Origin of the sequence: Micromonospora noduli, from assembly GCF_003264365.1 — a bacterium.
Taxonomy (GTDB): Bacteria; Actinomycetota; Actinomycetes; order Mycobacteriales; family Micromonosporaceae; genus Micromonospora; species Micromonospora noduli.
This window is the reverse complement of the sequence record NZ_PYAK01000028.1, coordinates 53856-74436: the sequence shown is the minus strand read 5'-3', so window position 1 is coordinate 74436 and position 20581 is coordinate 53856. Positions and strand designations below refer to the sequence as shown.

Below are 20581 nucleotides of genomic sequence, written 5' to 3'. Positions count from 1 at the left end.
CGTGCTATCAAGGGGCATGGCGGCGGACACCACTGACATCGACGACATTCGCGAGCAAGCCCGGCGTTGGCTGGCCGACGACCCCGACCCGGCCAGCCGGGACGAGCTGACGGCGGTGCTCGACGCTGCTACTGCCCCGCCCGCTGCCCACCCCGGTGCTCGCGTAGCGCGCCACCTCGGCGCGGTCGCCGGTGCGATGGTCACGGCCAGCCACAACCCGCCGCAGGCCAACGGCTAAGATCCGGCTCCGACCGGCACCCAGGCGCAGCCGAGCCCATCCGCTTCGGCGTGGGCCGGCTTGGAGGTGCAGGAGCAGTTTGTCAAGGGTGTCCGTGTCATGCCGAAGGACTAGACCATGGCGACCGGACAGTCGTACGTCGACTTTGTCGATCCCCAGGACAAGGGTCGGAAAGTGCGCATCATCGCCGAGAATCGGCGGGGTACGCCCACCATGTGGGCCGAAAGCGCTCGAAACTTTCTCCGCACAAAGAGCACCACCTGCGGCAATCCCTATAGAGATGTAGCCATGGTCGAGCAGGACCTAGCCGGAAGCCCCGGGGTGCTGTTCGAAAATACCTGCAGCGAAGGAGCCACTAAGCGACACGGCCTTTTGAGGACCGCATTAAGAAACGGGAAGATGCACTCTTTTCACCTCTCAACTACGGAGGCAAGATTTACGGAGAGTCGGCTGGTGGCCGATGAGACGGCAGGGACGTTTGAAATTGCGGCGGAGATTGAGGTCATCGGTGCGGCCGGAGATGAGCCGGCACGGACCTGAATTCACTGCTGGGGTCGAGGGGCGGTCCTCACCCCCCGACCCAGCAAGTTCCTCGTCTTAACAGGGCGTGTCCGCTCCCCCATGCTGCAGATAGGCATCCGACACCCAGCCCTCAGGATCTCCGATTCCGAAGAAGTTGACGTAAGACCAAGTACGCCAAGTCACTCCGTTTCTGGTGACGCTGTCGCCAGATACGTAGCAGTGCATGGTCATTAAGTCGCCATTGTTAAAGCGGTCGATCAAACCGCAACTCGTGTGCGGCCCCGTTCGCATAGCCACCGAGCTACTCGTAATAGTGAGGGGGCCATTATCCGACTTGACGGAGTGGCCATGCGAACAGGATGCGACAGCCGGGTTCGTCAACCCCGAGAGGAGACCTCCGGTCGCCGCGAGCGTGAGAGTTGACAGAGCCGCAATCGTACGGCGCCCGCGTGAGGACATGCTGAAACACCTTCCCCGTGTGCGTAGATGGAATACATCGATACATGCGCAAGCGTACATTTCTTCCTTACCTGTTGCAATCCCTTTGCACCTGGTCGGGCGGCGGCATGCCCGGGTGTGCGCCGCAGATAGTCGGGTGCGTGCTATCAAGGGGCATGGCGGCGGACACCACTGACATCGACGACATTCGCGAGCAAGCCCGGCGTTGGCTGGCCGACGATCCCGACCCGGCCAGCCGGGACGAGCTGACGGCGGTGCTCGACGGGCTTCCGGCGAGCGCCCCGGAGCTGGCCGACCGGTTCGCCGGCCCGTTGACCTTCGGCACGGCGGGGCTACGCGGCCCGCTGCGCGCCGGCCCGAACGGCATGAACCTCGCCGTGGTCACCCAGGCCGCTGCCGGCCTGGTCACCTGGCTCGCGGCCCAGGGCGGCACCGGCCCGCTGGTGATCGGGTACGACGCCCGGCACGGCTCCCGGGAGTTCGCCGAGCGCACCGCCCAGGTGGCGACCGGCGCTGGCCGTCCGGCGCTGCTGCTGCCCCGCCCGCTGCCCACCCCGGTGCTGGCGTACGCCGTGCGGCACCTCGGCGGTGTCGCCGGAGTGATGGTCACGGCCAGCCACAACCCGCCGCAGGACAACGGCTACAAGGTCTACCTCGGCGCGGAGCTGGGCGGCGAGTTGGGCGCCGGGGCGCAGATCGTGCCACCCGCCGACGCCGGTATCGAGGCCGCCATCCGATCGGTCGGGCCACTGGCCCAGGTGCCGTTGGGCGAGCCCGGTCAGGTGCTCGGCGACGACCTGGTCGCCTCGTACGTCGAACGGGCCACCGCGGTGATCGACCCGGACGGGCCCCGGGACCTGACTGTGGCGTACACCCCGCTGCACGGTGTGGGCGCGGCGGTGCTCACCGCCGCCTTCGCCCGCGCGGGCTTTCCGACCCCCGGGGTGGTGCCCGACCAGGCCGAGCCGGACCCGGCGTTCCCCACCGTGTCGTTCCCCAACCCGGAGGAGCCGGGTGCTGTGGACCGGCTCATCGCCCTGGCCGACTCCACCGGCGCGGACCTCGCCATCGCCAACGACCCGGACGCCGACCGTTGCGCGGTGGTCGTCCGGGACGACCGCGACGGCTGGCGGATGCTGCGGGGCGACGAGGTGGGCGTCCTGCTCGCCGACCACCTGATGCGCCGGGGGGTGACCGGGCTCTACGCCACCACCATCGTGTCGTCGTCACTGCTGCGGGCGATGTGCGCGGCTCGGGGCCTGCCCTACGACGAGACGCTGACCGGCTTCAAGTGGATCGTGCGGGCCGGCGGCGGAAGCGCGCCGCTGGTCTTCGGCTACGAGGAGGCGCTCGGCTACTGCGTGGCCCCGGAACACGTCCGGGACAAGGACGGCATCACCGCCGCGCTGACAGTGGCCGAGTTGGCCGCCGGCCTGAAGACGCAGGGTCGCACGCTGACCGACCGGCTGGACGAGCTGGCCGCCGAGTTCGGCGTACACCACACTGACCAGCTCTCCGCCCGGGTGGACGACCTGCGGGTCATCGCCGACGCGATGGCCCGGATCCGGGCGGACACCCCGGCCACCCTGCTCGGGCAGCCGGTGGACAGCGTCCGGGACCTGCTGCCCGAGTCGGACGTGGTGATCCTGCGGACCGCTGTGGCCCGGGTGGTGATCCGCCCTTCCGGCACCGAGCCGAAGCTCAAGGCGTACCTCGAGGTGGTGGAACCGGTCGTGGACGGTGACGTCCGGACGGCTCGCAGCAGCGCGGCGTCGGCCGTCGCCGCCCTGCGTGGCGAGATCGCCGCGGCTCTGGGGCTCTGACCGGCGCGCTGGGTCAGCGGCGCGGGCCGAGGGCCTGGTCGACGGCCCTGGCCAGGGCGGCGACGACCAGACCGACCGACGGGCGGACCACCGAGTCGTCGGTGCTCACCTCGCCGGAGAACCCGGCGCCGGTGGCGATCTCCGTCAGCCGGCGGCGGGCGTCGGCGGCGGCCTCGCCGCTCACCCCGAGCGCGGACTCCATCCGGAGCACCACGACCAGGGTGGCCAGCGCGGCGGTCCGCTCGTCCGGGGCTGCCGCGCCGGTCAGGGCCTCGGCCAGCCGCTGCCGGGTCTCCGCCTCGACGGAGGTGTCCACGACCGGGTAACGGTGCACGTGGATGAAGCCCAGCTCGGTCTCGTCGATGTCCCGGACGACGCCCTGCCGGCACAGGTCGGCGAGGATCCGGTCGCGCAGACCGTGCCGCAGACGCTGCACCCAGGACGCCGGGGTGTGCGGGGTGTCGGCGGCGATCCGGCTGAGGACGTCGTCGCTGAACGGCTCGCCGGTCGGCGTCGGGTCGATCACCGTCAGGGACCCGTCGGCGTACGCGATCCGGCCGGCCAGAGCCAGCTCGACCAGCACCGCGGCGGCCATGCCCAGGTCCAGGCTGATCCGTGGCATGGTCGCCTTGCCGGTCGTGTCGTCGTAGGCGAGGAGCAGCAGCTCCTCGGCGAGCGCAACACCAGTCATGGCCGGAGACGGTAGCGGGTCCGGGCACCCCGCGCACGGACCCGCCGGACCCGGCACCGACCGGGTATCCCCTCAGAAGCGGGGCATGCCACCGAACTGGCGGTCGCCGGCGTCGCCGAGGCCGGGGACGATGAACATGCTGTCGTTGAGCCCCTCGTCGATCGAGGCCGTGACCAGGCGCAACGGCAGGCCGGAGCGCTCCAGCCGCTCGATGCCGACCGGGGCGGCGAGCACACAGAGCACTGTGATGTCGGTGCAGCCGCGGTCGGCCAGCAGCCGGCAGGAGTGCTCCAGCGAACCACCGGTGGCCAGCATCGGGTCGAGCACCAGCACCGGCAGCCCGGCCAGGTCGCGCGGCAGCGACTCCATGTACGCGCGGGGCTCGTAGGTCACCTCGTCGCGGGCCAGACCCACGAAACCCATCGACGACTCGGGCAGGAGGCCCAACGCGGCGTCCGCCATGCCCAGGCCGGCGCGCAGCACCGGGACCAGCAGCGGCGGGTTGGCCAGCCGGGTGCCCTCGGTGCCGGTGACCGGCGTCTGCACCGGGTACCGCTCGACGGGGAAGGTGCGCGCCGCCTCGTACACCAGCATGGTGGTCAGTTCGTGCAGCGCCGCCCGGAACGTCGAGGAATCGGTGCGCGCGTCCCGCATGGCAGTCAACCTGGACTGGGCCAGCGGGTGGTCAATGACGTGTACGTCCACGATCGCTCAACCTACCGGTCCGTACCGCGCGGCGGTGCGGGTGCGGTCGGACCAGGGACGCCGCTCACGTCGGCACGTCGTCGAGCGGTCGTGAGCAAGATCACTCGGCGGTCTCGTGCGTAGACTTCTCGGCATGACGGCGACAACGACGTCGGCCCGGTCGGAGCTCTCCGAGCTGGGACGATCCGAGACCGCTCTGCGGACCTTCCTGCACGGCCTGCCCGGCGTGGACCAGGTCGGCGCGGAGCAGCGGGCGGCACAGCTCGGCACCCGCTCCATCAAGACCACCGCCAAGGCCCAGGCGATCGACCTGGCGATCCGGATGGTCGACCTGACCACCCTGGAAGGGGCGGACACCCCGGGCAAGGTGCGCGCGCTCGCCGCGAAGGCCCTGCGTCCCGACCCGGCCGACCCGTCCTGCCCGCACGTCGGCGCGGTCTGCGTCTACCCGGCGATGGTCCCCTACGTGGCGGAGGTGCTGCGCGGAAGTGCGGTGCACCTGGCCAGCGTGGCGACCGCGTTCCCGTCGGGGCAGGCGCCGTTGGAGATCAAGCTGGCCGACACCCGGGCCGCCGTCGCGGCCGGCGCCGACGAGATCGACATGGTGATCAACCGGGGTGCGTTCCTGGCCGGGCGGTACAAGGAGGTCTACGACGAGATCGTGGCCACCAAGGAGGCCTCCGGGGATGCCCACCTCAAGGTGATCCTGGAGACCGGCGAGCTGGCCACCTACGACAACGTCCGCCGGGCCTCCTGGCTGGCCATGCTGGCCGGCGGCGACTTCATCAAGACCTCCACCGGCAAGGTCCCGATCGCGGCGACGATGCCGGTGAGCCTGGTGATGCTGGAAGCGGTGCGCGACTTCCGCGAAGCGACCGGGCGGCAGGTGGGCGTGAAGCCCGCCGGTGGCATCAAGACCACCAAGGACGCCATCAAGTACCTGGTGATGGTCAACGAGACCGTCGGCCCGGACTGGCTCGACCCGGACTGGTTCCGCTTCGGCGCGTCCAGCCTGCTCAACGACCTGCTGATGCAGCGCACCAAGCTGACGACCGGCACCTACTCCGGTCCCGACTACTTCACCCTGGACTGATAGCCGATGTTCGAATACGCCCCCGCCCCCGAGTCCCGCTCGGTGGTGGACCTCAAACCCTCGTACGGGCTGTTCATCGACGGCACGTTCGTCGACCCGACCGACGGTGGCAGCTTCAAGTCGATCAACCCCGCCTCCGAGGAGGTGCTGGCCGAGGTCGCCGAGGCCGGCGCCCAGGACGTGGAACGCGCGGTGCGCGCCGCCCGCAGGGCGTACGACAAGGTCTGGGGCCCGATGCCGGGCCGGGAGCGGGCGAAGTACCTGTACCGGATCGCCCGGCTCATCCAGGAACGCTCCCGCGAGCTGGCCGTCCTGGAATCGCTTGACAACGGCAAGCCGATCCGCGAGTCCCGCGACGTCGACCTGCCGCTGGTCGCCGCGCACTTCTTCTACTACGCGGGCTGGGCCGACAAGCTGGAGCACGCCGGCTTCGGCGCGAATCCGCAGCCCATCGGCGTGGCCGCGCAGGTCATCCCGTGGAACTTTCCGCTGCTCATGCTGGCCTGGAAGATCGCCCCGGCGCTCGCCGCGGGCAACACCGTGGTGCTGAAGCCGGCCGAGACCACCCCGCTGACCGCGCTGCTCTTCGCCGAGATCTGCCAGCAGGCCGACCTGCCGGCCGGTGTGGTCAACATCCTCACCGGCGCCGGCGACACCGGCCGCGCGCTGGTCGAGCACCCCGGCGTGGACAAGGTCGCCTTCACCGGCTCCACCGACGTGGGCCGGGCCATCGCCCGGTCCGTCGCCGGCACCCGCAAGAGGCTCACCCTGGAACTGGGCGGCAAGGCCGCCAACATCGTCTTCGACGACGCACCCATCGACCAGGCCGTCGAGGGCATCGTCAACGGCATCTTCTTCAACCAGGGGCACGTCTGCTGCGCCGGCTCCCGACTGCTGGTCCAGGAGAACGTGGCCGACCGGGTGCTGGAGTCGCTGAAGCGACGGATGGCTCAGCTGCGGGTCGGCGACCCGCTGGACAAGAACACCGACGTCGGCGCGATCAACTCGGCAGCCCAGCTGGAGCGGATCCGCGAGCTGTCCGACGCCGGCTCGGCCGAGGGCGCCGAGCGCTGGTCACCGCCGTGCGACCTGCCCGACCGTGGCTTCTGGTTCGCGCCCACCATCTTCACCGGGGTCACCCAGGCACACCGGATCGCCCGCGAGGAGATCTTCGGCCCGGTGCTGTCGGTGCTCACCTTCCGCACCCCGGCCGAGGCCGTGGAGAAGGCCAACAACACGCCGTACGGGCTGTCGGCCGGCATCTGGACCGACAAGGGTTCCCGGATCCTGTGGATGGCCGACCGGCTGCGCGCCGGCGTGGTCTGGGCCAACACGTTCAACAAGTTCGACCCCACCTCGCCGTTCGGTGGCTACAAGGAGTCGGGTTACGGTCGCGAGGGCGGCCGGCACGGGCTGGAGGGCTACCTCAATGTCTGAGCGGGTCGCGGTACGCAAGACGTACAAGCTCTTCATCGGCGGGAAGTTCCCGCGCAGCGAGTCGGGACGGTCGTATCTCGTGCAGTCCTCGAATGTGTCACTGGCCTCCCGCAAGGACGCCCGGGACGCGGTGGTCGCCGCCCGCGCCGCCGTCAAGGGCTGGGCCGGCGCGACCGCGTACAACCGGGGTCAGATCCTCTACCGGGCCGCCGAGATGCTGGAGGGCCGCCGCGAGCAGTTCGTCGCCCTGGGCATCCCCGGCGACGAGGTGGACGCCGCAGTCGACCGCTGGGTCTGGTACGCCGGCTGGGCCGACAAGCTGGCCCAGGTGTACGGCGGCGCCAACCCGGTCGCCGGCCCGTACTTCAACATCTCCGCGCCCGAACCGACCGGCGTGGTCGCGGTGGTCGCCCCGGAAAGCCCGGCGCTGCTCGGCCTGGTCAGCGTGATCGCCCCGGCGATCGTCCCCGGCAACACAGTCGTGGTGGCGGCATCCCCGAGCGAGCCGCTGGCGGCGGTGACGCTGGCCGAGGTGCTGGCCACCTCCGACCTGCCCGGCGGCGTTGTCAACATCCTCACCGGCGCGATCACCGAGACCGCGCCGACGCTGGCCGCGCACATGGACGTCAACGCGATCGACCTGACCGGGGTCACCGACGCCGCGCTCGCCACCGATCTGGAGGTCAAGGCGGCGGAGAACCTCAAGCGGGTGCTCCGACCGGCCCCGGCCGACCACGACTGGTCGGTCGTCCCGGGCCTGGATCGGATGACGGCGCTGTTGGAGACGAAGACGGTGTGGCACCCCAAGGGGGTGTGATCGTCTTTGCTCGGCCTTTTGGGTTTTCCGGGGAGCCCCGCCCGCTCCGGGCGGTCAGGCTTGATCCCTCCGCGGGCGGGGCTCCCCGGAAAACCTGACGTGGACCGGGTTCGTCGGGGTGGGTCAGCTCCCTGGTACTGCCTCGGGGTGGGTTCTCGGTCAGCGGGGCGTCGGCCGCCTCGCTTCACCGGCTCTCCCCCGCACCGCCCAAGCCCCGCTGACCCGCTGATCCGGGTCCGCCGCCGCTGCCGCGGTCAAGATCCGCGCAACTTCAGGGTTGTTGCTGCCTCCCGCGCGTCTGAGGCAGCAACAACCCTGTTCTTGTCCTGATCTTGGCCGGCGCCACCGATCCTGGCTGGTGATCATGGGCCTGACGGGGTGTTCGATCTCCGTCAAGCCGGTCAACCCCATGATCACCGCTGGGGCGGGGTGGAGTGGGGACGGCTGGGGCGGTGGGGGGTCTACTACCGGGGGTAGGATTGGTTCGTGACTCGGTTGGGCGATCTTGAGCGTGCGGTGATGGACGTGCTGTGGGACGTGGTTCCCGGCACGTCGGACGGGGTGACCGTGCGCGAGGTGGCCGACGCGCTCGATGGCCGTGAGCTGGCGTACACCACTGTGATGACAGTGCTGGACCGGCTCGCCGGCAAGGGCATGGTGCAACGGGAGCGGGAGGGGCGGGCCTGGCGGTACCGTCCGGCGGCCAGCCGCGAGGCGCACATTGCTCAACTCATGCTCGACGCCCTCGACCTGGGCGGCAGCCGGGACGCCGCGCTGGTGCGGTTCGCCCGCTCGGTGACCGGCACCGAGGCCGAGGTGCTGCGAGCGGCCCTGGGCAGCGAGGCCGGCCTGACCGGGCCGGGCTCCACCGGCGGCGACGCGGGCGGGGCCGACACCCTGACCGACCGGGTGGACGGGCCGGCGGGCCGACGACCCGCCGGCGAGGCAGCGGAGCGGTAGGGCGCGCGCCATGGCCTACGCCGTGCACTTCGCCGCCACCATGCTGGCCTGCTATCTGACCGCCCAGGTGTTGGCCCGCTCCACCTGGACGTGGCGCAGCCCCCGGGTGGCGATCATCTGCTGGCAGGCCGTAGGGCTGGCGTTGGGCCTCTCGGCGATGGGCCTGCCGATGGCGCTCGGGTTGAGCGCTTACGGCCGGCCGACCGGTAGCGCACTGCTCGCCCTGGCCAACGACCTCGCCCATGGCGCCCTGCCGATCGGGGTGGGCACGTTCCACCTGGCCGGCGTCGGCGTGGGCTTCGGCATCGGGGCGGTGCTGGTCACGACGACAGTGCGCAGCATCCACGGCACCGTACGCGCCCAGCGTCGCCACCGGGACCTGCTCTCCCTGGTCGCCCGGAACGACCCGGCCGCGCCGGGAGCGTTGGTGCTGGATCATCCGAGCGCCGCCGCGTACTGCCTGCCGGGCGTGAAGCCGCAGGTGGTGGTCAGCGCCGGCACACTGAGCCTGCTGGACCGGGCCGAGCTGGCCGCGGTTCTCAGCCACGAGCGTGCGCACGCCCACGAGCGGCACGACCTGGTGCTGCTGCCGTTCACCGCGCTGTGCCGGGCGCTGCCGTGGTTCGGCTGGGTGCGCGACGCGCACGAGCGGGTCGCCCTGCTGGTCGAGATGCGGGCCGACGACAAGGCCCGTGAGTTGCACGCCGAGGCTCCGCTGGCGGGTGCGCTGCGCCGGTTCGCCGCCGCCGGGCACCGGATCACCCCGGCCGGCGCGCTCGGCATGGGCGACCGCGATCTCGACGTACGGGTGCAGCGTCTGCTGGTCAGCGACCGGCCGCCCCGGGTTCTCGGTGCCACCGCCCTCGCGGTCGCCACCACCCTTGTCGCCCTCCCGGTCACCCTCTTCCTGAGCTGACGTCCACAAGGCGCCACTGAGCCCACGCGGCAGAACCGCGCGGAGGGCGCTGCCCCCGCACCCCCTGCGCGCCCTCGCCCCGCGCCCGCGCGCCAGTTCTCGCACGCCCGCACTGCGCCCGGCACCCCCTCGCAAGATCGCACTCGATCCAGGATCGACTGGCATCCCGGGGCCGCGAGACCACTACATCCAGGATCGAGCGCGATCTCCCCCATTTACTACGTGGCGTAGTAGGGTTACCTACGACAGGGCGTAGTAGTTGCTACCAGTAGGCAAACTACGTGTAGGGTGGCTACGACAAGTGAGCCAACGCCATGGAGGGCTGGTCATGGACACCCTGCTCCTCGCCCGCCTGCAGTTCGCCACCACCACGTCGATCCACTTCCTGTTCGTGATCGTCACGCTCGGGCTGGTCACCCTGCTGGTCGGCATGCAGACCGCCTGGGTGCTCACCGGCAACCCGAAGTGGGAGCGGCTGACCCGCTACTGGGGCCAGCTCTACGTGATCAACTACGTGCTCGGTATCGCCACCGGGATCGTGATGGAGTTCCAGTTCGGGCTGAACTGGAGCGGCCTGTCGCGCTACGTCGGCAACGTCTTCGGCGCGCCACTGGCCATCGAGACGCTTGTGGCGTTCTTCCTGGAGTCCACGTTCCTCGGGATGTGGATCTTCGGCTGGCACCGGCTCGGCAAGGGCGTCCACCTCGCGTTGCTCTGGGGCGTGGCGATCACCGCGTACGCCTCGGCGTTCTGGATCATGGTGGCCAACTCCTGGCTCCAGAATCCGGTCGGCTATGAGGTCCGCGACGGGATCGCCCACCTCACGGACTTCGGCGCGCTGCTCACCAACCCCAGCCTCGGCATGGCCTTCGGGCACGTCGTCTCGGCGGCGCTGCTGGTCGGCGGGATGCTGATGGCAGCGGTCAGCGCCGGGCACCTGATCCGGCGTACCCCGGATTTCGCGCTCTTCCGCACCTCGCTGCGGATCGGCCTGGTCACCGCAGCACTGGCCATCACGATGGTGCAGGGCTTCGGTTTCGCCCAGTTCGGCCCGGTGGGCGCGGTGCAGCCGACCAAGTTCGGCGGCGACGGCCCGGAGAGCCAGGCGCTGATCGCCGAGTGGACCACGCGGTTCGGCCCCGGCGACTACACCCCGCCGGTGCTGGCCAGCGTCGGGTTGGGCTTCATGATCCTGATCGGTTTCACCCTCGGCTGCGTCTGGCTCCTGCTGCCCCTGCTCTTCCGGGACTGGGTCATCCGACTGCGCTTCCCGCTCTGGCTGATCCTGCTCGCCCTGCCGCTGCCGTTCATCGCGGTGATCCTCGGCTGGATCTCCCGGGAGGTCGGCCGTCAACCCTGGGTGGCGTACGGGCTGCTCCCCACGGAGCAGGCCGTCTCCCCGGTCAGCGCACCGCTGATGCTCACCTCGCTGATCGGGTTCAGCCTGCTGCTGGGCACCCTCGCCGTCACCAACTGGGTGCTGCTCGCCCGGCACGCCAGGCGCGGCGCGGCCGACCCGGCGCTCGGCCGACCGCCGGCACCGCCCAGCGAGCCGGCCCACCCCGAACCCGCCCTCCTCTGAGGAGTAGACAGTGGACCTCGCCTGGTACGCAGTGCTCGGCCTCTTTTTCGCCAGCTACCTGGTGCTCGCCGGCTACGACTACGGCGTCGGGCTGCTGCTCGCCCGCGGCGTCGGTCCGGCCGGGCGGCGGGAGGCGCTCACCGCGCTCGGCCCGTTCTTCCTCGGCAACGAGGTCTGGCTGGTGGCCGCCGTGGGCATCCTCTTCGGCGCGTTCCCTCTCCTGGAGGGCGAGTTGCTCGCCGGCTGCTATCCGGCCGTCGTCGGCGCCCTGGTCGGCGTCATCCTGGTCACCGTCGGCGTACAGCTGCGCAGCCGACCCGACGACGAGCGGATCCGGGCCCGCTGGGACCGCGTCGTGGTGATCGGCAGCGCCCTCGCCGCGCTGGGTTGGGGTGCGCTGCTCGCCGCGCTGTTGCAGGGCGTACCCCTCCAGGCCGACGGACACGTCGCCGGGGTGACACACCTGGCCACCCCGTTCGCGGCCGCCGCCGGGCTGGCCATGGTCACCCTTGTCGCGGTGCACGGGGCGACCTTCCTCACAGTGCGACTGTCGGCCGAGGCCGCCGCCGTGGTCGGCCGTACGGCCCGCCGGCTGGTGCCGGTGGCGCTCACAGCTGTCGCCCTGGCCACAGTCGTGGGCCTGCTCTCCGCCCGGGTACGCGACGCCGTGCAGCGGCCGGCGGTGGCCGTACTCCTGCCGGTGCTGCTCGTGGCAGCGCTGCTGGCGGCCCGCGCGGCGCTGACCCGGCAGCGGCCAGGGTGGGCTCTGGTCGCCACCGGCGCGGCCCTGGCGCTGCCGGTGCTGCTGGTCGGAGCCGCTCTCTGGCCCTACGTGCTGGTGTCCACGACTGACCCGGACGCCTCGCTACGGGTGGCCGACGCCGCCGCCAGCGCGCCGACACTGCGGCTGCTGGGCTGGGTGGCGCTGCCGCTACTTCCGGCCCTACTAGGCTTCCAGGCGATGTGCTGGTGGGTTTTCCGAGGACGGACCGACGGTAGGGCACCGGTGTACTGGTGAGCCGCCGTCCGTTCGACCCGCGTCTGCTGCGCCGGGTCCCTGCGGCCCGGGGCGATCTTGCTGTGCTCGCGCTCCTGGGGGTGCTGGCCGCCGGGTTGATCGTGGCGCAGGCCACCGCGCTCGCGTCGCTGCTGGCCACCGCGATCGACGGTCGGCTGGATCGACCGGCACTGGCCGGCTTCGTGGTCGCGGTCGCCGCCCGCTCGGCAGTGGTCTGGGCGCAGGGCACGGTCTCGGCGCGGGTCGCCGCCACGGTCAAGGCCACGCTGCGGGCCGAGCTGCTCGGCGCGGTGGGCCGGCACGGGCCCGGGTGGGTGGCCGGGCAGCGGGCCGGTGAGATCGCCACCCTGGCCGGGCGTGGGTTGGACGCGCTGGACGCGTACTTCACCGGGTACCTGCCGCAACTGGTGCTCAGCGTGACGGTGCCCCTGGCGGTTCTGGCCCGGGTCGTCTTCGCCGACTGGAGTTCGGCGGTGATCATCGCGGTGACCCTGCCGCTGATCCCGGTCTTCGGTGCGCTGCTCGGCTGGCAGGCGCAGGCCGCCACCGAGCGGCAGTGGCGGCGGCTCGCGCTGCTCGGTGGGCACTTCCTCGACATGGTCGCCGGGCTGCCCACGCTGCGCGCGTTCGGGCGGGCCCGGGCGCAGACCGACGTGGTGCGCCGGATGGCCGACGGTCACCGCGTCGCCACCATGAAGACGCTGCGGATCGCGTTCCTCTCCGCGCTGGTCCTCGAGTTGGTCGCCACCCTCTCGGTGGCGCTGGTCGCGGTACCGGTCGGCATCCGCCTGCTCGGCGGCGGGCTGGCCCTGCAGACCGCGCTGCTGGTGCTGCTGCTGACCCCGGAGGCGTACCTGCCGCTACGGGCCGCCGGTAGCCGCTTCCACGCCAGCATGGAGGGGCTGGCCGCGCTGGACGAGGCGTTGACGGTCTCCGCCGCACCCACCGCGCCCCGGGCCGCCGAGGGCGCCTCCGTCCCCAACGCTCGGGCCGAGATCCGGTTCGAGGGCGTGACAGTGGCGTACGAGCGGACCACCGCGCTGCGCGACGTGACACTGACCATCCGGCCCGGTGAACGGATCGCCATCATCGGGCCCAGCGGCGCCGGCAAGAGCACGCTGCTCGGCCTGCTGCTGGGCTTCGTGGTGCCGACCAGCGGCCGGATCACGGTGGACGGGGTCGACCTCGCCACCGCCGACCCGGACGCCTGGCGCCGGCAGCTCGCCTGGGTGCCGCAGCGGGCGCACCTCTTCGCCGCCTCGCTGGCTGACAACATCCGCCTCGGCGCGCCGGACACCACTGCCGACGTACTCACCGCCGCGGTGCACGACGCCGCCCTGGACGACGTGGTGGCCGGCCTGCCCGACGGCCTGGACACCCTGCTCGGTGAGCGCGGTCACGGGCTGTCCAGTGGGCAGCGGCAGCGGGTGGCGCTGGCCCGGGCGTTCCTGCGCGCCGCCCCGGTGGTGCTGCTCGACGAACCCACCGCCCGACTCGACACGGCGGCCGAGGCGGTGGTGCTCGACGCCACCCGTCGCCTGGTCGCCGGGCGGACGGCGCTGCTGGTCGCGCACCGACCGGCGTTGCTGGCCGACGCCGACCGGATCCTGCGCATCGAGGACGGTCGGGTCACCGAGTTGACGCCCGCACCGACCGGAAAGGCCGCCCGATGACCGCCGAACACGGGCCGGTGGTGGCCGACGCGGCACCGGCCGGGCGGGCCGCCGCCGAGCGGGCAGTGCTGCGACTGGCCCGGCCGTACCTGGGCCGCCTGGTCGGAGCCGGGCTGCTGGCGGCCGCCACCGAGTTCGCCGGGCTGGCCCTGATGGCCACCGCCACCTGGCTGCTGATGAGCGCCGCCGGTCAGCCTCCACTGGACCGCCTCACCGTGGCGATCGTCGCGGTCCGGGCGTTGGCGATCAGCCGGGGCGTGTTCCGCTACACCGAACGGCTCGCCGGGCACGACGCGGTGCTCCGCATGATCACCGACGTTCGGGCCCGGGTCTTCGCCACCCTGGCGGCCCGCCGTGGCACGGCGCACCGCTCGGGGGACGTGCTGAGCCGACTGGTCTCCGACGTGGAGGCAGTCCAGGACCTGTTGCTGCGGGTGCTGGTGCCCGCTTCGGCGGCGGCAGTGGTCGGTGTGTCGGCGGTCGCCGTGGCAGCGCTGATCTCACCACCGGCCGCCGGCGCGCTCGCCGTCGGGCTGCTGGTCGCCGGGGTCGCGCTGCCCGCGTTGGCCACCGCGGTCACCCGCCGCAGCGCGGCCGAGGTGGCCCCCCTGCGGGGTGCGCTGGCCACCGACGCGATCGACCTCACCCACGGCGCGGCCGACCTGGCCGCGTTCGGGGCGACCGACGTCACGCTGCGCGCCGCCGAGCAGCGCGCCCACCGGCTGGCCCGGTTGGAACGTCGGCTCGCCGCCACCGGGTTCGCGGTGGACGCGGCCGGAGTGCTGGCCGCCGGCGTGACCGCCGCAGCGGTGGTGCTGGTCGCGCTCGCCGCCGACGTGCCGGGGGTGCTGGTGGGCGTCCTGGCCGTCGGCACACTGGCCGCCGTCGAGGTGACGCTGGCGTTGGTAGCGGCGGCCCGGCAGTGGACCCAGCTGCGGCAGGGCCTGACCCGGGTGGCCGACCTGCTCGACACCGACCCGCCGACCGCGCCGCCGGCGACCGGTGCAGCGGATCTGACCGGCCCGCACGAGCTGCGCTTCGTGGACGTGACGGTGCGGTACCGGGCCGGAGCGGCGCCCGCGCTGGACGGGGTCAGCCTGGACCTGCCGGCGGGACGCCGGATCGCTGTCGTCGGCCCGAGCGGCGCCGGCAAGAGCACCCTGGCCGCTGTGCTGACCGGCACCGTCCGGCCCGCGTCCGGCCGGGTCACACTGGACGGTCACGACCTCTCGGCGTACGCCGAGGAGGCGCTGCCGCGCGCGGTCGGCGGGCTGCTGGCCGAGGCGTACGTCTTTCATGCCACGGTGCGGGAGAACCTGTTGCTCGGGCGGGCCGGAGCGGGCGAGGAGGAGCTGACCGCGGCCACCGCCGCCGCCGGCCTGCTGGACTGGGTCCGCGCTCAGCCGGCGGGCTGGGACACGCTGGTCGGTGAGGAGGGCGGGCAACTCTCCGGCGGTCAGCGGCAGCGGCTGGCGCTCGCCCGGGCCCTGCTCGCCGCGCCGCCGGTGCTGGTGCTCGACGAGCCCACCGAAGGTCTGGACCCGACCGCCGCGGACGCGGTGCTCGCGTCCGCCCTCGCCGCCACCCCCGCCGGGCACTCGGTGCTGCTGATCAGCCACCGGCTCAGCGGGCTGGCCGAGCTGGACGAGATCGTGGTCCTGGACGGCGGGCGGGTGATCCAGCGCGGTCGGCACGCCGAGTTGGTAGCGGCCCCGGGCTGGTACCGGGACCAGTGGCTGCTCCAGGCCGCTGCCGAACGGGGTTACCTGGCGCTCGCCCCCTGACCCGACTCGGGGGCGGACCAGGGTTCTCCCGGACGTCGACCGACCGGAGTCCGTGGCACTGTGGTGCCATGGGGCGCGGTGAGGACGTGATGGTCGACGAGCACCTGCGGGAGCTGGCCGCTCGACTGCAGGGGCCGGCGCGGCTCAAGTCCGACCTGCTGACCGAGGCCCGGCACGGGTTGCTGGACGCCGTCGAGGCGTACCGCGAGAGCGGGGTGCCCCCCACCGAGGCGCAGCGCCGGGCGGTGGTGGAGTTCGGCTCACCGGCGCAGTTGCTCCCATCCTGGCAGGCCGAGCTGGCGGTGGGCGCCCTGCGTGGGCTCTCCCTGCGGATGTTGGCGATCGCCGGGGTGGGGGTGGTCGCCGGTGATCTGACCTGGCGGGGGTCGAGTTGGAGTGGCGGGCCGCCCCCTCCGGCCGGCTACCAGTTGCTCGCCGCCTCGGTCGACTGGATCTGGATGAGTGCGCTGCTGCTCGCGGTGGCCGGTCTGCTGGTGGTCTGGGCGAGCGCGCGGGCGTCCCGGCCGGGCCTGGCTCTGGCCCAGCGCGCGGTGGGCGCCGGCCTGACCGGCGTCCTGGTCCTCGGCATAGTGGCCGGCAGCGCCCTCTTCACCTGGTCACTCAACCTCTGGGACGCGGCGGCGCACTGGCCCCCGATGATCATCGGGGCCGTGTTGGTGGGCGGCGGGTATTTCTCGCTGACCCGCGCGGCGCGCGGCTGGCTGCTGGCCACCACCCGCTGATCGGCGGCGGATCCGAGCGGATCAGGCTGGGGTGGGCGGGCTGCCGGGATCGAGGAACCGGCCGACGGTCAGTTGGAACTCGCGCCAGCCGGCCCGCTCCCCGGCCAGCGCCCGCCGGCCGGAGTCGGTGAGCTGGTACGTCCGCCGTTCCCGGCCGCTGACAGTGCTCCAGGTGCTCGCCACGTGGCCGGCGCGTTCCAGGCGACGGAGTGCCGGATAGATGGTGCCGGTGGGCAGATCCAGACTGCCGTCACTGCGGGCGCGCAGCGCCTCGATGATCGCGTAGCCGTGCAGCGCGCCCTGTTCGAGCACGGCGAGCAGGAGAGCGTCGAGATGGCCGTGCAGCGCCTGGGCCTTCATACGTAGCTACGCTACTTGTCGAACCGCCGCTTCGCCAGCGGTGACGACCAGCAGGTCGGACCCGTGCGCCAACCGGCCACCGGGGTGCGGGCATCGGTCACCCAGGGCTGCCGACTAGGGTATGTGCCCAGAGTCACTCGCCGGTCAGAGACCCCGGTGGGTGGGCAACCCGAAGCACACGGAGGTCAGCGTGGCCCGCCAGTCGCCCCAACGGCCCGACGCCGACGAGCCCGAGCTCGACGACACCACCGGCGCGGCCGAGCCAGACGAGACCGAGCGCGCGTCGGCGTCGACCGACCGCTCACTCTGGGACGAGCTGCGCATCGACCCAGTGGAGATCGCCCTGCCCGCCGGCACCGGCTTCACGCTCCGGGCGTACCGACCGGCCAGCTCGCTGACTCCCACCGACGTGACCGAGCGCGACCAGGACGACCCGTTCCTCGCCCGCCGCCAGGCGATCGAGGAGGAGGAGGACGACGAGACCGTCGTCATCCTCGACGAGGAGCTGGCCCAGGAGTTCGCCGACGAGGACGACGAGTCGACGCGCCGCCGGGACAGCGCCGCCACCGAGACCGACGACGAGTCGGACGAGGCCGTCACGGACGAGGCGGACGACGAGGAAGTGCCGGTCTTCCTCAGCCACCGAGGCAAGCTCCTGCTGTTCAAGACCCCCGAGTCGCTTGTCAGTTTCATCCGATCCGGTGCGCCAAACGATCTGTCCCAACTGGACAGCTGGAATGAATTGTCCGAACGGGTGGAGCCGGCAGATATCGCTCCGCTCGACGAGGACACCTACGAGCTCGACCTGGTCGTGGAGAACCTGCGCGGCGGGCACGACACGTGGGATTCGACCCTGCTGATCGAGGCGGGCGAGGCCGCGCGTGACCTCTCGTACGCATTGCGGCTGCCTGCGGTACTCGACATGCTCTCCGCCGGCTCCAGCCTCGACGACCTGGACGAGGCGCTGCGTGGCACCGCCAACGGTGGGATCGGCGCGTTCATGGCTCGGCGACGGCTGAAGAAGATCGGGGCGCAGACCGCAAGTTTGGGTTGGCGCACCATTGTCGGCAAGATCTCTGCGGTGGTGGACTGGCGCGACTGACCCGTACCGGGGAGCATCAGTTGCTGGCAGAGGAAGACCTGTCCCGGGAGGAGGACGACGCCGTGGCGCTCGTGCGCGTTTACTGCGGTCTGGCCTCGGCGGATCCGGCTGACCGACCGGCCTCCGCCGGTTCGACGCTGACGTCCGCTGTGGTCGACGACGCAGGCCGTCTGCTGCATGTCTGCGAGATCAGCGATGACGCCGCTGGCTACGCCCAGCTCGTCGCGCTGCTCGTGGAGCGGTCGGGCGGGCCGAGCGGTGCGGCCATCGCCGCCGACAGCGATGACCACACGGTCACCTCGCTGCTGAGCGCGGCGGGGCGACCCCTGGCGATCGCCGACGACGACTCGGTGGACGACTTCGCCGAGCGGTTCGCCGACGACGACTCCCTTGAGGAGATGCAGTCACCTCCGGCCGAACGACGGGCGGTCGGCCTCGCCCGCGCGCTGCAGGCGGGGGCGCTCTCCGCCGTCACCCTGCCGGCGCCCCGGGACCTCGCCGGTTACAAGCAGGTGCTCTCCGCGCACGCCGCGCTGGCCAGTGGCCGACACTCCGCCGCCGTGGCGCTGCGCGAGGTTCTGCGTGAGCTCTACCCGGCGGCCCTGCGCGCCTACCCGGACCCGGCCGAGCCGGTCTCTCTGGCCGTGCTGGACGCGCTGCCCGAGCCGGGCATGCTCGGCGGCACCGTGGCCCGGGGCCGCGAGGTGTCGGTCGCGGCGGATGCCATCGCCGCGCACCTCGCCGCGGACGGGGTCGCCGATGCCGAGGAGATCAACGAGGCGGTCACCGCCCTGCGGGTCGCCATCTCCGAGACACCTCGACGTGCCGCGGTCAACCGGGCGCTCACGTCCGCGGTGGCCGAGACGGTCCGTCAGGCTGTCGCCTCCGTACGGGCCTGCGACGCCGGGTGTGAGGCGCTGGTCAGCGCGCTCAGCTCACGGGTCAGCACGCCTGTCCAGGCACCCGGCCGCCGGGCCGCGGCCCGCCGTGGCGAGTCCGTCGGCGAGTTGACCGGGCTGGCCGGCACCAACGCCGGGTTGACCGGCCTCGCCGGCACCAACGCCGGGTTGCGGTCGGTCCGACCCACCCCGCCAGCCGCCGACCCGGCACCCGCTGTCGGGCGGCGCAGCCGTCCCGAGCCGGTTCCCGGTAACGCGCCGTTGGCGTCGCCCCGCCCGCTCGGGCCACCGCCGGTCGCACCCGCGCCGGTCACGCCGCCACCGGTCGCACCCGCGCCGATGACTCCGGCGGCGATGGCTGGTCCGCCGGCGTCCACGTTGCCCAGTCGCAGCGAGCCGCTTCCCAGCCGGATCGACGGCCCGACCAACCGGCCCGTCTCCTCGCCGCCGCCTCCGCCGCCCGGGATCACCCCGATCGCGCCGGCGCAGCGCGGCATGGTTCCGCCGGCCGAGGCCGGTGAGCCGTTCCGGCCGACGCTGACCACTGCCGCGATCAACAACGCGCGGGCCGAGCGGCAGCGGACTGTCATTCCGCCCCGGCCCAAGACCAACGGCGAGCCCCGGCCGAGCCACCTGCAACGCCCGGTCGACGAGGCACCCACCGGCGGGTTCAGCGCCACCGATCTCAGCATTCCGGTGCCGACCCCCCGACCGGGTCAGGAGGCCCCGCCGCCCGGCTCCCGTGCCAACTGGCCGCTGGTCAACAACCCGGAAGACCCGTCCGACAGCTCACCGAACAACCCGGTGGCCTACTCGTACGGCGGCAGCCGCGGTGTCGACGCCCCGACCGACCCGGGTCGGGCCGACGGTCGGGTCACCCCGCCGTGGTTGGCGGACGACCTGCCACCGGAGCCGCCGATGCTGCGGCTGGTGGAGCCGCCGCCGCTGGCCGACCGGGCGCTGCGCGAGGGGCTCAGCCCTCCCGCGGACCAGCACCTGGAGACGCCACCGCTGCGCCTGGTCGACCGCGAGCAGGCCGCTCGCAACGGTCGGGCGGCCGCCCGCCCCGAGCGCGCCGCCGAGCACCGGCCGTCGCCCCCGGTCGAGCACCGGCCACCGCCGATGGAGCACCGGCCGCCGCCGGTCGCCGACGAGGGCGACGGCGATCTGCTGATCTTCGCGCAGGCCAAGTCGGCCTGGTTCGTCGGGCAGGCCGAGGAGTCCGACCTGGACTGGTCGACCACCGCCGACACCGGCTGGCAGGCCGCGGAGCAGGCCGCCCGCCCGGCGGTGGGCGCCGAGACCAACGCCGGGCTGCCGAAGCGCGTGCCGCAGGCCAACCTGGTGCCGGGATCGCCGCTGCGGGAGGAGCGCCCATTGCGCATAGTGCGTGATGCGGCAAGCCTCGCGGAGAACACGACCGGCTACTTCCGTGGCTGGCGTCGCGGCCAGGAGATCGGCGGTTTCGCTGTGGGTGGCCGGCCCGGTCGCGAGGCTGCCGGCGGCTGGGACTTCAGCCGCGACCACGGGGACCGCGACGACGACCGGGAGTACGAGTACCGCTCGGCGGGCTACCAGTCCTGATCCCTTCTCACACGCGGAAGCCGCCTCGCGAGGACCGTGGGTGGGCCTGTGCCCCGGGAAGGGGCTGACAGCTTCCAGGTCGTCAGGAGGCGGCTTGGCGGCGCGCTGGCTCGTCTGAGCGACGAACCAGCGCGGAGGCATTCACCGGGGCGGCTGGCAGCGCCCGGTGGCGGCC

The 20581-nt window shown here is 72.5% G+C and carries 17 protein-coding genes and 1 pseudogene; 15 read left to right on the top strand and 3 right to left on the bottom strand.

The genetic code is table 11. The features are described 5' to 3' along the window. Positions 1–125 precede the first annotated feature (125 nt). The 3 genes and pseudogenes from GUI43_RS35150 to GUI43_RS20920 all read left to right on the top strand — a co-directional run. Positions 126–235: pseudogene (locus tag GUI43_RS35150) on the top strand (hypothetical protein); the annotation flags it as partial. A 120-nt stretch (positions 236–355) separates the two neighbouring features. Further along, positions 356–778: a hypothetical protein gene (locus GUI43_RS33525; protein WP_146765937.1), complete on the top strand. Its 423-nt coding sequence runs from the start codon at positions 356–358 to the stop codon at positions 776–778. Between the two features lie 596 nt (positions 779–1374). Then, the gene (locus GUI43_RS20920; protein WP_112699570.1) at positions 1375–3042 is read left to right on the top strand and encodes a phospho-sugar mutase; all 1668 of its coding nucleotides are present in this window, start codon (positions 1375–1377) and stop codon (positions 3040–3042) included. 13 nt (positions 3043–3055) lie between these two features. On the opposite strand, the gene GUI43_RS20915 is transcribed toward GUI43_RS20920, so the two are convergent. Both GUI43_RS20915 and upp read right to left on the bottom strand, forming a co-directional pair. Next, positions 3056–3733 (bottom strand): GOLPH3/VPS74 family protein, encoded by a 678-nt coding sequence (locus tag GUI43_RS20915; RefSeq protein WP_112588219.1) that lies wholly within the window; start codon positions 3731–3733, stop codon positions 3056–3058. Between the two features lie 72 nt (positions 3734–3805). Beyond that, entirely contained in the window at positions 3806–4438 is a 633-nt protein-coding gene (upp, locus tag GUI43_RS20910) for a uracil phosphoribosyltransferase (protein ID WP_091394488.1), read from the bottom strand. A 133-nt stretch (positions 4439–4571) separates the two neighbouring features. On the opposite strand from upp, the gene deoC reads away from it, so the two are divergent. The 10 genes from deoC (at position 4572) to GUI43_RS20860 (ending at position 16461) form a co-directional block, all read left to right on the top strand. Then, positions 4572–5531, top strand: coding sequence for a deoxyribose-phosphate aldolase (gene deoC, locus GUI43_RS20905; protein ID WP_091394490.1), 960 nt, complete (start codon positions 4572–4574; stop codon positions 5529–5531). Between the two features lie 6 nt (positions 5532–5537). Further along, entirely contained in the window at positions 5538–6968 is a 1431-nt protein-coding gene (locus tag GUI43_RS20900; protein WP_112699569.1) for an aldehyde dehydrogenase family protein, read from the top strand. Continuing rightward, positions 6961–7785 carry an aldehyde dehydrogenase family protein gene (locus tag GUI43_RS20895; protein WP_112699568.1) on the top strand — a complete coding sequence of 275 codons (825 nt, stop codon included), beginning with the start codon at positions 6961–6963 and terminating at the stop codon, positions 7783–7785. The genes GUI43_RS20900 and GUI43_RS20895 overlap by 8 nt, the downstream gene beginning before the upstream one ends. Before the next feature lie 486 nt (positions 7786–8271). Continuing rightward, the gene (locus tag GUI43_RS20890; protein WP_112601951.1) at positions 8272–8745 is read left to right on the top strand and encodes a BlaI/MecI/CopY family transcriptional regulator; all 474 of its coding nucleotides are present in this window, start codon (positions 8272–8274) and stop codon (positions 8743–8745) included. Between the two features lie 10 nt (positions 8746–8755). Then, positions 8756–9661, top strand: coding sequence for a M56 family metallopeptidase (locus tag GUI43_RS20885; protein ID WP_112588227.1), 906 nt, complete (start codon positions 8756–8758; stop codon positions 9659–9661). Between the two features lie 328 nt (positions 9662–9989). Then, entirely contained in the window at positions 9990–11243 is a 1254-nt protein-coding gene (locus tag GUI43_RS20880; protein ID WP_112588229.1) for a cytochrome ubiquinol oxidase subunit I, read from the top strand. Positions 11244–11253: 10 nt separating this feature from the next. Continuing rightward, positions 11254–12261 carry a cytochrome d ubiquinol oxidase subunit II gene (locus tag GUI43_RS20875; RefSeq protein ID WP_112588231.1) on the top strand — a complete coding sequence of 336 codons (1008 nt, stop codon included), beginning with the start codon at positions 11254–11256 and terminating at the stop codon, positions 12259–12261. Then, positions 12258–13934, top strand: a complete 1677-nt coding sequence (cydD, locus tag GUI43_RS20870) for a thiol reductant ABC exporter subunit CydD (protein WP_112588233.1) — start codon at positions 12258–12260, stop codon at positions 13932–13934. Before GUI43_RS20875 ends, cydD begins: the two co-directional genes overlap by 4 nt. Then, positions 13931–15718, top strand: coding sequence for a thiol reductant ABC exporter subunit CydC (gene cydC / locus GUI43_RS20865; protein ID WP_112588235.1), 1788 nt, complete (start codon positions 13931–13933; stop codon positions 15716–15718). Before cydD ends, cydC begins: the two co-directional genes overlap by 4 nt. A 68-nt stretch (positions 15719–15786) precedes the next feature. Beyond that, positions 15787–16461, top strand: a complete 675-nt coding sequence (locus GUI43_RS20860; RefSeq protein ID WP_112588237.1) for a permease prefix domain 1-containing protein — start codon at positions 15787–15789, stop codon at positions 16459–16461. Positions 16462–16482: 21 nt separating this feature from the next. On the opposite strand, the gene GUI43_RS20855 is transcribed toward GUI43_RS20860, so the two are convergent. After that, the gene (locus tag GUI43_RS20855) at positions 16483–16821 is read right to left on the bottom strand and encodes a PadR family transcriptional regulator (protein WP_091394524.1); all 339 of its coding nucleotides are present in this window, start codon (positions 16819–16821) and stop codon (positions 16483–16485) included. 160 nt (positions 16822–16981) lie between these two features. Here GUI43_RS20855 and GUI43_RS20850 point away from each other — a divergent pair, with 160 nt between their 5' ends. Both GUI43_RS20850 and GUI43_RS20845 read left to right on the top strand, forming a co-directional pair. Next, entirely contained in the window at positions 16982–17923 is a 942-nt protein-coding gene (locus GUI43_RS20850) for a SatS C-terminal domain-containing protein (RefSeq protein ID WP_112588239.1), read from the top strand. Between the two features lie 38 nt (positions 17924–17961). Further along, complete coding sequence (locus tag GUI43_RS20845; RefSeq protein ID WP_112588247.1) at positions 17962–20406, top strand: transposase; 2445 nt, start codon at positions 17962–17964, stop codon at positions 20404–20406. The last annotated feature ends 175 nt before the right edge of the window (positions 20407–20581 follow it).